The organism is Fictibacillus sp. 23RED33, assembly GCF_015903925.1.
In the GTDB taxonomy this organism is placed as follows: Bacteria; Bacillota; Bacilli; order Bacillales; family Fictibacillaceae; genus Fictibacillus; species Fictibacillus phosphorivorans.
Genome location: NZ_JACZDX010000001.1, coordinates 193,211 through 208,480 on the forward strand (window position 1 = coordinate 193,211; position 15,270 = coordinate 208,480).

Below are 15,270 nucleotides of genomic sequence, written 5' to 3' on the forward strand. Positions count from 1 at the left end.
TTAAATTCTGTATCTATTTTTCCTGAGCTATATTTTCTTTTATATCGGAAAGATAGAAGGAAACTTAATGATAAAAGTTGGAAAATATGTGATCCAAATTGCTTTATTTAACGTTATCTTTATACATCCATCGTAAAAAAAGACAAATACTGCCTCATTTTGTTATGATAGATTTATTCTGTGAGCAGTAAAGGAGACAAAAGATGGGTAGAACTTCTGATTACGAACTTTATCAAAAAGTTCAAGAAGAAAATAAAGAAGCCCTTGAAATGCTGTATGATCGATATGAGAAGCTATTGTTTTCTTTTTCATTTAAAATGTTGAGGCAAAAAGAGTTGGCTGAAGAGGCAGTTCAAGACGTTTTTATGAAACTGTGGCGAAAAAAGGGACTCTATTCGGAGGATAAAGGGAAATTTTCTTCATGGCTTTTAACCGTTACACGAAATGCCTGTATTGATTTAATACGAAAGCAACAAAAAAATGAAGTTGAGATTCTTGAAAAAGACATAGATTACGAACGAACAGAAAGTGTAGAAGAAACCGTAACATGGAATGAAGAAAGAGAGGGTCTGAAGAAAGCTGTTTCTACTTTAACAGAAGAGCAGCAAGACATTGTAGAAATGTTCTATTTCAAAGGCTACTCACAATCAGATATTGCAGAGCAAAAGAACATTCCTTTAGGAACGGTAAAAGGAAGGATACGTTTAGCACTGAAACATTTAAAAAAGATCTATAGTGAGAGGGGGGATAAATATGGAACCGAAAACTTGCGATAATTTGCTCCATTATTATAACGGGTTGTTAGAAGGTAAAGAAAAAGATGCCTTTGAAAAACACTTAAAGCAATGCGACGCCTGCCAGGAAGAATGGACAGAATGGCAAGACCTTACAGCAGATCTTCCATATTTATCAGAAGAGGCACAACCTCCGATTGGTATGAAAGAACGTATTTTAACAAATGTAACGGCTGATGACTCCAGCCTTACACAACAAGAAACGCAAACTGGTGTTAAAACAGATGAAGTAGCAACAAAGATTTCACCTATTTCTAAGCGGAAACCCAAACCATGGGTACAAGGATTACTTGCTGCTGGACTTTTGCTATCACTTGGCACGAACGCGTATTTGTATAATGAAAATAACAAGAATGAACAAGTGATCCAAGAACAGGTCAATAAAACATTTAAAACGGTTCAACTAGCTTCTGAAGAAACAAAATCGACAGGTGTAGCATCAATGGTAAAGGAAAACGGTAAGATGAACCTTGTCGTTCAATCGAATAACTTAACTCAAGTTAAAGGAACAGAAACCTATCAAGTTTGGCTGATTGAAGGAGACAAACCTTATCGAGCTGGCACATTTACACCAGACGAGAATGGAAATGGTGCAGTCGTGTTCCCTGTTAAATTTGAAGGTGAACACAACTGGGATGCTGTTGCTATCTCGCACGAACCAACCCCAAATAGTAAGAAGCCAGTAGGTACGATTGTTATGGCCTCTAATTTATAAGTACCCGACAGACAACAGCTTAAACATAAGTTGTTGTCTTTTCTCATTTTTAGGAAAAAGGGTTCATCTTTAACTTAATCGCCATGAGACGAACAAAGGGAACTTTGCAGTTGCAGGGCAAAATCCTCTATAATGAAAAGGGTGAACCAACTTGAAAAGAGGAATTACTTTGAGAATAAAATCGATCGTTATATTTCTCCTATTTGCTGGCTTAATTGGCCTTGCATTTTATACGGCAATGGATAAGAAAGAAGAAAAGCCAACTGAAGTTAAGAAAGAAGAAAATACCGGACTGGAACGTGGAAGTATAGCGCCAAACTTTTCATTAAAAACGCTAGACGGGAAGCAAGTTGATTTAAAGGATTATCGCGGTAAAAAGATCATCGTTAACTTTTGGGCTACGTGGTGTCCTCCATGCAGGGAGGAAATGCCCGAGATGGAGAGATTTTATAAAGATTATAAAAATCAGGATGTGGAAATATTAGCGGTTAACCTTGAATACTCTGAACCAAATACAGAGAAAGTTAGCAAATTTGTTCAGGAATATAAGCTATCTTTTCCGATTCCTCTTGATGAAAAGAACACGATTGGGAAACAGTATAGGGCCGTTTCGATCCCGACAAGCTATTTTATTGATGAAAAAGGAATGGTCAGTACTTCTCATATAGGTCCAATGGATTATAAATTTATGAAGAACGAAATTAACAAGATGAATAGGTAAATATTGTTTTAAAGCCTTTGAATAATTTTCCAAAGGCTTTTTTGCTTGCATTATATTTAACACTAAAATATTTCTGTTTAAAAAATAATGCTAAAGACCTGTAACAAGGAATTAGAAAAATGGGAAAGTTGTCCAATAGGGGAATCGATAAAATTTGTCGAATTAAAAAGCTTAGTGAAAATGTGGAATATAATGAAGTGGTTAAAACTCACAATAGCCCAAGCAACAGATTTTGATACTCTGTAAATAAAAAGGGGACTACTTAATGAACAAGCAATATGAAGAAGTTGAAATTAAACGTATTGCCGATTTTCACCATTCTCTTAACCATTGCCCTATCCATCTTTTCGGATTACGAAGAGATGCCGAAGGTGAATATAAATTTACATATTCTGCAGGATCCATGCTTGATGAACTGGGTGTGTCCATAAAACCCTCTCCAGGAACAAGCCTTAATGACCTATATGCTAAAGAGTTGATCGCAGAATGGACTGACCCATTAGAAAAAGCCTTTTCAGGTTTGACACAAACCGCAAATATTAACTTAGGCTTTAGAAGTATTCGCACAACCATATATCCTGTAACAGGGAAGAATCAAGACATATTGGAGGTTGTGGGAACATCATATATTACTTCCAACAGTGATTTAGAAAATGATCAAAACTTGAAAAAGTTTAAACAATTGTTTAACCATGCAATGGAAGCAATCGTGCTGTGCCGTTCCGATATGGAAATTGCCGAAGTGAACGACCGTGCATGCGAACTTTTACAGCTTTCAAAAGAAGAACTCATCGGTCATAGTGCAGATCAATTTTTTGTGGGAAACGGAAAAGAATTAATTCGAAAGAAATGGAAAGAAGTTTTGTACGGAAAAAAGATCAAGGGAGAGTTTCGCTACAAAACTCCAGATGGTTTAGTGAAAGAAATCGAATATTCATGTGAAAAAGATATAGTAGATAAACTACATGTTACGGTCTTGAAAGATGTGACGGATCAAAAACTTACCGAACAAAAATTATTAAAAGCGGAAGCGTTAAATGTAGTAGGAGAGCTTGCAGCAGGTGTAGCACATGAAATACGTAACCCTTTAACTTCATTGAAAGGTTTTGTTCAATTGATTCAGAATCAAACAGATGAGTTTGATCAATATCTCACGATTATTCTTACAGAAGTAGATCGAATTGAGCATATCATAAAGGAGTTTTTGGTTCTTTCAAAAAGCAATTCGCAAAATTTTATGATGTCTTGTGTTACGGATATCATAAACGACACAGTTGATCTGTTGAACACACAAGCTATCATGAAAAATATTGAGATTAAAAAAGATCTAGAGGATCATATACCACTGATCTTCTGTGACCCTCTGCAGCTTAAACAAGTGTTTATCAACTTTTTAAAAAACGCGATTGAAGCTTCTGCTGTTGGAGATTGTGTAGAAATTAACATGAAGTTATCAAGAGAAAAAGATTTTCTTCAGGTTCAGATACGTGACTACGGATGCGGTATGGATGAGACGGTCATGAAGAAGATCGGTAAACCCTTTTTCACAACAAAAGACGAAGGGACCGGATTAGGATTGATGGTAAGTACAAATATCATCAAGCATCATAACGGGAGATTAGATGTAAAAAGTAAAAAGGATAAAGGCACAATGTTCACCATTACCATTCCTATTAAATAAAAGTTATTAAACGACAAAAAAAGCTTTCCCTCAACGGGAAAGCTTTTTAATACTTATTATCCTTTAAACATTTGAACGAACATTTTACCATATTGTCCACCGTCTACAACACCGATACCAACGCTAGTGTATTCAGACTTAAGAATGTTCTCACGGTGACCTTGAGAGTTCATTAGGCTAGTGTGAGCACCTTCTACAGATGAGTTACCTGCAAGGTTTTCACCAGCTGTATTATATTCAACACCAAACTTCTTCATCATATCGAATGGAGAACCGTAAGTTGGTGAATTGTGGTCGAAATAGTTGTTGTCGATCATGTCTTTTGCTTTAACGCGAGCAACTTTTGTTAACTCAGGATCAGCTTTTAGTGCTGGTAATCCTTGTTTTTCACGCTCTTGGTTCACAAGATCTAACATTTGCTTCTCTTGTGCAGTAAGTTCAGCACCTGCTTCAGCTTTTGGTGCTGCTTCAGCTGGAGCTTTTGCTTGCTCTTGTTGTGGAGCTGGTGCTGGAGCAGCTTGTTGTTGCTGTTGCTGTTGTGGAGCTGGAGCTGCCTGAGCTTGTTGAGTTTGATTATTATTTAAAGAAGCGAATGGGCATGAAGATGCTGCTTCTGAGATTCCTGCATTTGCGCCGAATAGGGAAGCGCCTAATACTGATGCTACTACTAATTTTTTCATAAGATGTTTCCCTCCTAATAATTTATCTTACGTGTACAGGTTTCGGGGTTTCAGAAGGAGGGTTGGGGGTCTGGAATTATGTACCAGTTTAAGACACCCACAGCTTGGATACATCTTTTGATAAAGCGTCGATTAAAAACACATCCGGATTGGACAGAAGCTCCCATTCCTTAAAGCCGAATGATGAATCATACAAATTAATCATTAGGCTAAGCAGATTTCCATGCGTAACGATTAGAACAGACTTATAGGATTTTGCTTGCAAATCATAAATGAGGGAAGTGATTCTTTGCTTTGCTTCAAATGTGGACTCCCCACCAGGAAACTTTAAATGTTCTTCCTTATATGTACGTTCCAGATTATCTCTCCAATTTGGATCATCTTCTATAGAAAGAATCCGTTCAGCTAATCGTTCATCTACCTTTATCGTTCGATTATTTAACTCTGCATAAGGTTTAATGGTGTCGATGGCTCTTTTGAATGGACTCGAAATTACACAATCAAAATCCTGACCCTCTAAAAAGACAGCAAGTTCTTTAGCTTGCTGTTCTCCTTCAGCAGTTAAAGGAGCATTACTTTCTTGACCTTCCGCTTTACAATGTCTAATCGCCGTAATCTTCATGAATTCATCCTTCTTTCTAATAGGTATGACTAAAAAGGATGTTGATGTTAGGTCTCTTAATTATTTACTCCATTGAAAAGTTGATTGGAGTGTAGGGTGCGAGACTCCTGCGGGACAGGCGGGCAGGTGAGACACTTAAGAGTGAAACGTTCGAATGTGGCTCACCGCCTGCCCCGCGGAAAGCGAGCGCCTGGAACGGAAATCAATAACATGCAAGTACTTCGCTGATACCCAAAACATCATCCGATTTAAACAGTTGTTTAATCATTCGAGACGTTAAACCAAAATCCCTCCCGAATACTATTAATGTTGAAACTCGAAGGGAGATTGTTATGTATCCTGAATTAAATCATTTTAAGCAAATGAAAAAAGAATACGATATTGATATTGCTCGCGCTCAAGAAAAGTGGCAGCAACTACATAAACAAAAAGAATGGTCTTCAAATGAATATGAAGAGTTACTAAATGCTTATGGTGTAAGAAACTCAAAAATCACGATGGATGATCTTACAGAAGTAAAGAATAAGTACCTTTTAGCAATGGAAAAAGAACGTAATGCAATGGAACAGCTAGATGAATTAAAAGAAAACCGTGATGACCGATTATCTGAGTATTTAAAAACTGTATACTCTTCACGCGACAGAGAATTAGACACAGCGAAAAATAGCATGGAAAAGAAAATACATCAGCTTGAACGTTTAAAAGCAGAGTACTTAATGATGGTCAAACAAATTCAAGAGATTCATGCGTATCGACAAAGTGTTGAAAAGGAAACACATGAAGCTATCACAAGTTATCAGCAAACCTATGAACCAAAAGAAATTCTTCCATTGTATCCGTCATTGGCACGTTTGGAGATTCCGCTTTCTGATATCCAACACGTTTTTCAAAAAGGTGAACTGCCTGACCATTTGAAAAAATATATCCATTTTAATGATGATCCTAAGCGTTTTCCAAGGTAAAAGGTTTGTCCTTTAAAAAAGGGAGTTAATGCAGGGAGCTCCCTTTTATCAAGGAACAAAAAAAGCCATAATCCTTAAGAAAGGATTATGGTAAAGAAAACCGAACGCATGATGAAGAAATGGGGGGTAGGGAATTGCTCTGCCGGCCTCTTGCCAACAGGAGAGATTTTGTATCTCACAATCATACTATATGTCCTAAGGAGACAATTGGTATGGACAAGTGCCATGGGCATTCATGTATTTTTAGATTTATTGAAAATAATATTGCTTGTTAAGTTCAAAAATATCACTTCACTTTTTCATTCCATTTTTTCAGAAGCGTCTTTTCTTTATCAGGATGTAGGCCGGCTTTCCAATCTTCTGGTTTTAAGTTTCGGCCGAGAGACCAATCAGCAGTATCTTTTATCGTTTCTTCTATTGGTCTAAAAAGCAAGCCTTTGTTTATTGCTTTCGAATCATCCGCATAATCCAAACCACGATAATCTTCACTTGAGATCCAGAGTGGCAACTCGACCCATTCGCCGACGTGCTCCTTTAATAAGAAAGATTCGGAAACAGGTACTATTGTTGAGTGTTCTTGACTAATAAGACATTTATGAACAACTTCATTGAAATCATACACGCCACCGACAGCTTGATAAATTCCATTTTCCTTGTTTTCAGCCATTCTTACAATCCAATTCGCTAAATCGCGAACATCAATGAATCGAACTGTCGGATCTTTCATCTCAGGAATTAAAATTTCGCCCCCTCGAACACCTCTAGCTGGCCAATAAGTGAAACGGTCCGTGTAATCATATGGCCCAACAATTAAGCCAGGACGAACGATCAAAGCGTTATCACCGAATACATCTAACACTTCTTGCTCACAAGCTGCTTTAAGGGCGCCATAATGTTCACCGACCTCAGTGATATTAGGATCAGTAAGTTCAGCCGTTTTTGAGTCTTCCGTAATGTTTCGAACGGACTGATCTTCATAAACAGATACGGACGAAACAAAAATGTAGAAAGTTCCTTCTTTTTGGAGTGCTTCAGCTGATCTGCGAACTTGTTTAGGAAAATAACCACACGTATCAACGATAATGTCCCATGACCCCTTTTCAAGTAAGGACAGATCGAGATCTCTGTCACCGATAATCTCATGAACGTTTTCAGTTACACCTTCTTTTGCTGTTTTTCCTCTATGAAATAAAGTTACTTCATGATGATTGTTGTTAAAAGAATCTGCAACATGTTTTCCTAAAAAACGAGTGCCGCCAATGAGTAATACTTTCATCATCTACACCGCCTATTCCATTTTTCGTAAAGCAGGAAGTTTCCACATGATTAAAAGGTTTACAACAATTAAAGAGAGTGCACCTCCTGACATAATATTTTCAATAGAAAAGCCATAAGAGATGAGCAGGGATGTCGCTGCAAGTGATAACGGAGCGAGCCCCATGCTTGCCATGGTAAGCAGACCCATCAACCTTCCTAGCAGGTTTTTATCTACAGAAGACTGTACCGCTGATATGAGTGGTATATTGGTCGCTGGGAACGTAATTCCAATGAAGAAAATAGTAAACATACAAGCATATAGGCTGGAACTTTGACTAAATAAGAAAAAGAAAATATTCATGGCGAATAAAGAGACCGTCACCATCAGACCGCGTCTTTTTTTAACGTTTAGGATGCCTATGATAACGGAGCTAATCAGCATGCCTAGAGCCATAGCTCCTTCAATAAAGCTAAATTCAAGTGCGTTTCCGTCGAGCACGTTTTTTACGAAGATCGGCAAGCCCATCATCAAAGGCCCGATGACGAAAACATTTAGAAATATCGTACTAAGAAAGAGCGCCTTTAAAAAAGCGGATTGTCTAACTACATCAATTCCCTCTTTTATAGATTGCCACATACCAGGTTTTGCTGTGCTTGAACTAATGGTTGCAGGGACATTTAGCAAAGAAGCAAGTATGGCAGCGAGTAGAAGCATCACAGCGGGTACACCGAACGAGAGCATATATCCTCCACTGCTTGCAACAAGAAGCCCTCCGATCATCGGACCAAGGATTAGTGAGCTTTGTTGGGTAGTCTGAATAACTGAATTTGCACGTGTTAATTGAGATTGATCGACAACATTAGGTAGAAGTGATCCGTTTGCAGGCCAGACGAAAGCATCGAGTGCTCCAAAAAACAAACCGAAAATGATAAACGATAGGAGAGAGAGATGACCTGTTGCAAGCATGATTAACAAGCCAACTAACAACAGGGTTCTTAAAAAGTTAGCGACGAATAAAATTTTCGTTCGACTGACTCGATCTGCTAGAACGCCGCCGATAGCCATAAATAAAATACGAGGAACGTTGGCTGCAATAAATACAATGCCGAGTGAAGCTTCTTTGTCTAGAGTCTTTACGACGTACCAGCTCTGTGAGAATTGAAAAATGGCGATTGAAAAAGAAGAACAGATTGTTATCGCCCATATGAATAAAAAGGAGCGCTTTTTGAATAGGGACTCTGTTTCACTTTTATGGTGTACAGCTACTGTTTCGGCCATCTTACTGGAGCTCCTCTTCCGGATAAGGTGTCTCTTTCAAAGGAAAGGAGAGCATAAAGTAATGATAAATCTCACCATCGTCACTCTCGTTCTTTTTAAATTCTGAAATTAAGTCTGATATTTCTTTTGCTTTGTCATGTAGCAGTTTTACTTGATCAGAAGAAAGTTTTACATGTCTATAACCAAATTTAAGAGGAGAATCTGTATAAGCTAGTACTTCAGGATCTAATTTGCGCACCATAGACTTTGTTTTCTCTAAAGAAACTAATATATTCTCCTTCAGTGCATCAGAGAGTTCATCTTTCACTGCATGCCGTTGATCGGGCAATATTTCGGCAATTGAAAATGAATGAGCAACTGGTCTGTAGAACTTTTGTATAATGCCATTCTTTTCTTCTGTTCTTTCAACGTTTATTAAACCAACGCGTTCAAGTTCTTTTAGATGATAATGAATCTTTGGTGCAGGGACTTCTAGTAGATCTGATAAAATCTTTCCAGTCTTTGCTTCCTCTAATATCTCCCAAAGGATTTTAATGCGAAAGGGGTCAGAGATAACCTTTAGCTGCTCAACTTCACGAATATGATAAATTTCCTGCATGTTCAACACTCCTGAAACGTTCAAATATATTTGAACGTAATATATCCTATTTATATGCTGGTCGTCAACTCTTTTACACATTATTTGTAAATAATAGTTCAAATGTTATGAAAATTCTTGTATAATGTTAGTATAATACTCGCATTACAACTTAGAGGCTGGAGGTTCATAGTATGGGGAATAAGGATTTGAAGTCCTATGTGGAGAGATTGGAGAAAGTGCACTACATTGTGTCAAAGCGTTTACACCCGGAGATTGCTATAGAGAAGGAGTTAACGAAAACACAGTTTGTACTTTTGAAGACGTTGTGTATCAGAAATAAATGGACCGTTTCAAAATTGGCTGACTATATGGGTGTAAAACCGAGTGCGATAACTGTTGGTGCGGATCGTTTGTACAAGCGCGGATTTGTAAGTCGTTACCGTAGTGATCTTGACCGTCGTATTGTTTATTTAGAGATTACTGACGACGGACACGAAATTTTAAGAGAGGCTGAAAATGAGAGAGTTGATTCCATAAGTAGCTATCTGAATCACTTATCTCCAGAGGAATTAGGTATTTTTATTGATATTTATGAAAAGCTTGCTAGCGGAAATCATTCAAACCAAGATGAGATCGTCCTTACAACACAAACCAGTTGAAGAACTGGTTTTTTTTTATGGACAGACCTCGATTCCTTCCTAAAGACCTCACTCCTAAACAAACCTTCAGAAAAAGAGCATTAGTAAGCAAACGAAGATAAGTCTCTATTATTTTTTCATAGATTGGATTCTATTTAAATGATTAGCTGCATAGGATGTGATAGAAACGTTAACAGAAGTGGAGGGCTATACATGTTCACCCCGCAATTGAATATGAAGCGTTTACCATTATTACTTGCTGGAGCCATGCTATTTATCGTCGTTGCCACTAGCTTCATCACATCCTTTGAACACAAATATCGATTGAGTTCATCAACCATGCATAAGTGGTTAACGGAATTTTCTGGAGAAGCACTTGTCTATTTCATAGGTTGGGAAAACCGATATTTCACGCAAGAGCTTCCAAAAGAAAGTGAACCGCCTGCATTATCAAGTGTATTGTTCGAATTAACAACAAGCATCAAGCCTGGTGATATCCGAAGTTTGTTAGGAAACGAACTTCCTGGCTTTGCACTCTATGATTCAACAATCATTGTTGCTGGGGAAGGAACGGATTATACAAACTTAGCGTATGAGTCACCACCACCGATGGAACTTCTATTAAGTGGTGAGGAAGCGGAAGTTCAAGATATCGAGCGGTTAGAAGATCCAGATCCATCTGATTCAGAGAACCCACCAGGTCAAACAACGAGTGGAAAGAAAATCGCTTATATCTATCATTCGCACAGTTGGGAATCGTTCTTACCTCACCTAAAAGGAGTAACAAATCCTGATCATGCTATTCATTCTAAAGTCAACATCACGATGGTAGGGAAAAAGCTAGGGGAAGAATTAGAGGCGAGAGGAATCGGTACATCCGTCGATATGACAAACATGACGGAGCTTTTGAGGAAAAATAACACAGACTATCGAAAGAGTTATCCGATGTCACGTACACTAGTTGAAAGTGCGATGGCGAGCAACAATGATATTGATTTAATCTTTGATCTGCATCGAGATTCTATGAGAGGAAAGTCTACAACAACACAAATTAATGGTAAGTCCTATGCGCGTACTTTATTCGTTATCGGTAAAGCGAATCCTAATTTTGAGAAGAACCAAAAAGCAGCACAAGAGATCAACGCGATCTTAGATAAAAAATACCCTGGTTTAAGTCGTGGGGTTATTGGAAAAAACAAAACTCAAGGAAATGGTGTTTATAATCAAGACCTTTCTGACCATGCTTTACTCATTGAATTTGGCGGAGTGGATAACAACATGGACGAGCTGTATAGAAGTGCAGAAGCGGTGGCAGATGCAGTGGCAGAGTACTACTGGAAAGAAAATGGAGCGAAAGCTGAATAAAGAATGTTGACTGGCTCCAGAGGTGGTGATAACCTCTGGAGCTTTTTTATGTTTTTCTATTTTTGCGGAAAATTAAAGTGGACAGTAAAAATAGCAGAGTGGACAGTAAACTTACAAAAGTGGACAGTAAATCATCAGAAGTGGACAGTAAAACTTAAAGAGTGGACAGTATTTTCGTCAAAGTCGACAGTAAGTGCTATAGAGGAGTCTATGAATGGGCGCCGTTTTGTTAATGACGGTAATTTTTTCAATTGACTAGTGAATCTGTCCGATTTGAAGATTAATCTGTCGGATTGGTTACATAATCTGTCCAATTCAAAATTCACCACCGATCGGTCACGCAAATTTCCGAAGCGTCTGTCTATCAACCCAATGCGTACACAAAAAAAACCGTTTCGAATGATTGAAACAATACCTAATTTCATAACAGTCGTGATTTCTGCAAATCCTAAGAAAAAATGGTATAAAAAGAGAAGAGCTCTTTGTTTTAATTACATGGTGAAGGGAATAAAGAGAGAAAGAGAAGATTGGTAAAAAAGGAGCACGTGCATGAAACGAATATGGGAATTTTTCCTCACACTATTGTTACTTGTCTGTTTATACATCGTTTTCTTTGCAGAAGGATATGTGATAATCAAAACGGTATTTGGGCTCCTTTACATCGCAGTGATTCTGTATACGATTTATTCGTTAATGCTCGAGAACAGAACAGCTCAACATACACTTCTTTGGATTTATGTATTAATTCTATTTCCGTTTATCGGATATATGTTCTACCTGTATTCTGGACAGCTTTATTTAAAAGGCCACCTTTTTAAATCGAAACGAAAAAAAGACAGAGACGAGTGGATCAGGGTATCTAAACAAGAAGAAAAGCCGGACTTTAGTGATTTAAAAAGACATCAGCAGTGCTTTGCAACGCACGCTCATCACATCACACTTACGCGTTTGAACAGAAAAACGAGTTCAAAAATTTTGAAGAATGGTCAAGAGACGTTTCCTGAAATTTTTGCAAGGCTGGAAGAAGCCAAGGAGTATATACATATTCAGTATTATATCTTTCGTTCAGATCGCCTTGGTAAAGACATTATCGACCTTTTAATAAAAAAAGCGAATGAAGGCGTGAAAGTTAGATTTTTGTTTGATGGGATAGGAAGTCTGTCTCTTCAGCAATATGATATCGACAGAATGAAAAAAGCAGGAATTCTCGTTGAAGCATTCTTACCTGTTCGATATGGTTTTTTTAATCAAAAGCTTAATTTCAGAAATCATCGTAAAATTATTATTATTGATGGGAAGGTTGGGTTTGTAGGGGGCTTGAATGTAGGCGTTGAGTATTTAGGAGAAGATCCGGAGATTGGTTTTTGGCGCGATACACACATGGTTATGGAAGGAGAAGCTGTTCAAGTTCTTCATGCCATATTTCTAATGGATTGGGAATATGTTTGTGGAGAAGATCTCTTAGAAGATAATCATCTTACAAGAGCATACCCCGCTGAAGGGGATGGTACTGTTCATGTGGTGGCAAGTGGTCCTGATACTCAGCTTGGAATCATGAGTGATCTATTCTATTCTTTGATCTCATGTGCAGAGAAATCAATCTGGATCGCAACACCATATTTTGTTCCTAATGAAGCGATTCGAACGGCTTTAAGAGTGGCAGCAAAAAAAGGTGTTCAGGTCCGTTTGTTGGTTCCTGAGATTAACGATGGATTCTTGACGCAATATGCGACGCGCTCTTATTTTCCAGAGCTTCTGCGTTCTGGAATAGAAATCTATTCCTACAAAAAAGGATTCCTTCATCAAAAAGTAATCATTATTGATGGTGATACAGCTTCAATCGGTACAGCTAATATGGACATGAGAAGTTTTCACCTTAACTTTGAAGTGAACGTATTCTTGCTGAATACATCATCTGTCTCAGATCTTGTAGAGCAATATGAAGAAGACATGGTGGAATCTATAAAAGTGAAACCCGTAGAGTTTTACAAAAGAGGTTTGTGGGAACGAACAAAAGAATCGTTTGCTCGTCTCTTCTCAGGTGTGCTTTAATCACAAATGCTCGTTAAGTAACACTAGAATGTTATCAAAAAACTAGAATAGAAAATCCTCCTCATGAATAGGTTGTACGAGACCATGAAAGTTGAGGGGGTTTTTTTTATGGATTGGCTCGAAGCCTTAATATTAGGCATTGTGCAAGGGATAACAGAATTTTTGCCTGTCAGTTCTACAGGACACCTCCTTCTAGGCAGGCAAGTGTTTCAGCTAGAAGAAGCCGGGTTGTTTCTTGATAGCATGCTTCATATAGGAACACTTATTGCTGTGATGACGGTTTATTGGAGAGAAATCTTAGAAGTTATAAAAAGACCACTCAGCAAAACGGGAGTTCTGCTTATCGCTGGAACGATTCCAACCGCTGTTATAGGACTAGCATTTAAAGATTTTTTTGAAGAGATCTCAAAAACCGGGATCACGGTTGGATGGGAGTTCTTAATTACAGGTTTTTTGCTTTGGTGGGCGGATTCTTATAAGCGAAATGGATATAAAGGGATTGAAGATATAACAATAAGGGATGCACTTGTGATCGGTACGTTTCAAGGTGCGGCTATTCTTCCTGCTATTTCACGATCAGGACTAACGATTGCAGCAGCGCTCTTTTGCAAGATCGATAAAAAAGCAGCGGCCTATTTTTCTTTTTTATTATCCATACCATCTATCGCAGGAGGAGTAGTATTGCAGTCAAAAGATCTATTTACGGGTGGACATCCACCTATCTCTTATTCAGCCTTATTGGTCGGTACTTTAGCATCGGCTCTATTTGGATATGTGGCGGTAAAGTGGATGATCAAACTCCTTCAAACCGGTACGTTAAAAGGATTTGCTGTCTATGTTTGGTTGATTGGAATAGTAGTATTGATCCTTCAATTTTCAGGTAAAATGTAAAGTATTTGTTAACACTAAAAAAATGGATTGACTTTTAAAAGATAGAGGATTACAGTATATGTAATTCAAAATTTAGCAGGCTTTAGATCGCTGAATTTACAGTTATTTTTATGGTGAAACTACTGTAAAACGGGGGAACCAATCTTTTGGGGTGAATTTTGCTCTATTTGCAAAAAGGGATACTCCAATCCCTAATCCGACAGCTAACCCCGTAAGCGTCATGTCACTGGAGAGGTCAATTTGGTGGAAAACCGGACCCGCTTCTTTGTGTGGTCTTTTTTTGCGTTTTTTTACTTAAATTTATATACCTCTTGACCAGCAAGGCTAGAGAACAACGAAGCAAAAACTTCATGGATTTTAAGGGGAGACCATAATGAAAAAACAGTTTGCAGTAATTGGTTTAGGACGTTTTGGAGGCAGCATCTGTCGAGAATTTGCGACGATGGGCTATGATGTTCTAGCTATAGATAAAGATATGGAAAGAGTAAATGAGTTTGCAACAATAGCTACTCAGGCTGTTCAAGCTAACTCTACGGATGAAAACGTAATGAAGTCTTTAGGAATCCGAAATTTTACACAGGTAATTGTTTCGATCGGTGAAGACATCCAAGCAAGTATCTTAACTACTTTACTTTTAAAAGAAGCAGGCGTTCAAAAAGTATGGGTAAAAGCACAGAATGACTATCATCATAAAGTGTTGGAAAAGCTAGGAGCAGACCGTATTATCCACCCAGAGCGTGATATGGCGCTTCGCGTTGCTCAACTCATATCTTCTGAAAAGATTATTGATTTTATTGAGCTATCGCATGAACACAGTATTGTTGAGATAGGTGTAACGGATAAGCTAGTGAATCGGACGCTAACAGATCTAGATGTTCGTGCACGCTATGGATGTAATATCGTCGCAATCAAACGCGGAGATGAGATACTCGTTTCACCGATTGCTGATGTATCTCTTCAATATGGGGATATACTTGTCGTGATCGGTCGTAACGAAGATCTAAATCGTTTTGAGGATGAGGAAGTGTAAGCA

The 15,270-nt window shown here is 38.1% G+C and carries 15 protein-coding genes and 1 riboswitch; of the genes, 10 read left to right on the plus strand and 5 right to left on the minus strand.

Features of this window, described 5'->3' with window-relative positions:
- Positions 1-203: 203 nt before the first annotated feature.
- From IHV09_RS01055 to IHV09_RS01070, 4 genes are all read left to right on the plus strand, one after another.
- Positions 204-776 carry an RNA polymerase sigma factor gene (locus IHV09_RS01055; protein WP_197263413.1) on the plus strand — a complete coding sequence of 191 codons (573 nt, stop codon included), beginning with the start codon at positions 204-206 and terminating at the stop codon, positions 774-776.
- Positions 754-1,509, plus strand: a complete 756-nt coding sequence (locus tag IHV09_RS01060) for an anti-sigma factor (protein WP_197263414.1) — start codon at positions 754-756, stop codon at positions 1,507-1,509. The genes IHV09_RS01055 and IHV09_RS01060 overlap by 23 nt, the downstream gene beginning before the upstream one ends.
- A gap of 169 nt (positions 1,510-1,678) precedes the next feature.
- Complete coding sequence (locus tag IHV09_RS01065; RefSeq protein WP_197263415.1) at positions 1,679-2,230, plus strand: TlpA disulfide reductase family protein; 552 nt, start codon at positions 1,679-1,681, stop codon at positions 2,228-2,230.
- 265 nt (positions 2,231-2,495) lie between these two features.
- Positions 2,496-3,911, plus strand: coding sequence for an ATP-binding protein (locus IHV09_RS01070; protein WP_197263416.1), 1,416 nt, complete (start codon positions 2,496-2,498; stop codon positions 3,909-3,911).
- Positions 3,912-3,967: 56 nt separating this feature from the next.
- Here the strand turns inward: IHV09_RS01070 and IHV09_RS01075 are convergent, their stop codons facing one another.
- Entirely contained in the window at positions 3,968-4,591 is a 624-nt protein-coding gene (locus tag IHV09_RS01075; RefSeq protein WP_197126930.1) for a CAP domain-containing protein, read from the minus strand.
- A gap of 88 nt (positions 4,592-4,679) precedes the next feature.
- The gene (locus IHV09_RS01080; protein WP_197263417.1) at positions 4,680-5,213 is read right to left on the minus strand and encodes a histidine phosphatase family protein; all 534 of its coding nucleotides are present in this window, start codon (positions 5,211-5,213) and stop codon (positions 4,680-4,682) included.
- 332 nt (positions 5,214-5,545) lie between these two features.
- Between IHV09_RS01080 and IHV09_RS01085 the strand changes: the two genes are divergently transcribed.
- Positions 5,546-6,175, plus strand: coding sequence for a hypothetical protein (locus IHV09_RS01085; protein WP_197126932.1), 630 nt, complete (start codon positions 5,546-5,548; stop codon positions 6,173-6,175).
- Between the two features lie 286 nt (positions 6,176-6,461).
- Here the strand turns inward: IHV09_RS01085 and IHV09_RS01090 are convergent, their stop codons facing one another.
- From IHV09_RS01090 to IHV09_RS01100, 3 genes are read right to left on the minus strand one after another with little or no spacing between them, the layout of a single operon-like run.
- A complete protein-coding gene (locus tag IHV09_RS01090) occupies positions 6,462-7,454 on the minus strand; it encodes an NAD-dependent epimerase/dehydratase family protein (RefSeq protein ID WP_197263418.1) in 993 nt (330 codons plus the stop codon).
- 9 nt (positions 7,455-7,463) lie between these two features.
- Positions 7,464-8,711 carry an MFS transporter gene (locus tag IHV09_RS01095; RefSeq protein ID WP_197190774.1) on the minus strand — a complete coding sequence of 416 codons (1,248 nt, stop codon included), beginning with the start codon at positions 8,709-8,711 and terminating at the stop codon, positions 7,464-7,466.
- 1 nt (position 8,712) lies between these two features.
- The gene (locus tag IHV09_RS01100) at positions 8,713-9,309 is read right to left on the minus strand and encodes an ArsR/SmtB family transcription factor (RefSeq protein ID WP_197126935.1); all 597 of its coding nucleotides are present in this window, start codon (positions 9,307-9,309) and stop codon (positions 8,713-8,715) included.
- Between the two features lie 173 nt (positions 9,310-9,482).
- Between IHV09_RS01100 and IHV09_RS01105 the strand changes: the two genes are divergently transcribed.
- From IHV09_RS01105 to IHV09_RS01125, 5 genes are all read left to right on the plus strand, one after another.
- Positions 9,483-9,950, plus strand: coding sequence for a MarR family winged helix-turn-helix transcriptional regulator (locus tag IHV09_RS01105; RefSeq protein WP_197190773.1), 468 nt, complete (start codon positions 9,483-9,485; stop codon positions 9,948-9,950).
- A gap of 192 nt (positions 9,951-10,142) precedes the next feature.
- The gene (gene spoIIP / locus IHV09_RS01110; protein WP_197126937.1) at positions 10,143-11,294 is read left to right on the plus strand and encodes a stage II sporulation protein P; all 1,152 of its coding nucleotides are present in this window, start codon (positions 10,143-10,145) and stop codon (positions 11,292-11,294) included.
- Between the two features lie 549 nt (positions 11,295-11,843).
- Complete coding sequence (cls, locus tag IHV09_RS01115) at positions 11,844-13,346, plus strand: cardiolipin synthase (protein ID WP_197195628.1); 1,503 nt, start codon at positions 11,844-11,846, stop codon at positions 13,344-13,346.
- A 108-nt stretch (positions 13,347-13,454) separates the two neighbouring features.
- Positions 13,455-14,237, plus strand: coding sequence for an undecaprenyl-diphosphate phosphatase (locus IHV09_RS01120; RefSeq protein ID WP_197126939.1), 783 nt, complete (start codon positions 13,455-13,457; stop codon positions 14,235-14,237).
- Between the two features lie 78 nt (positions 14,238-14,315).
- Positions 14,316-14,471, plus strand: a riboswitch (cyclic di-AMP (ydaO/yuaA leader).
- Between the two features lie 139 nt (positions 14,472-14,610).
- Positions 14,611-15,267 carry a potassium channel family protein gene (locus tag IHV09_RS01125; RefSeq protein WP_144702694.1) on the plus strand — a complete coding sequence of 219 codons (657 nt, stop codon included), beginning with the start codon at positions 14,611-14,613 and terminating at the stop codon, positions 15,265-15,267.
- Positions 15,268-15,270: the final 3 nt, after the last annotated feature.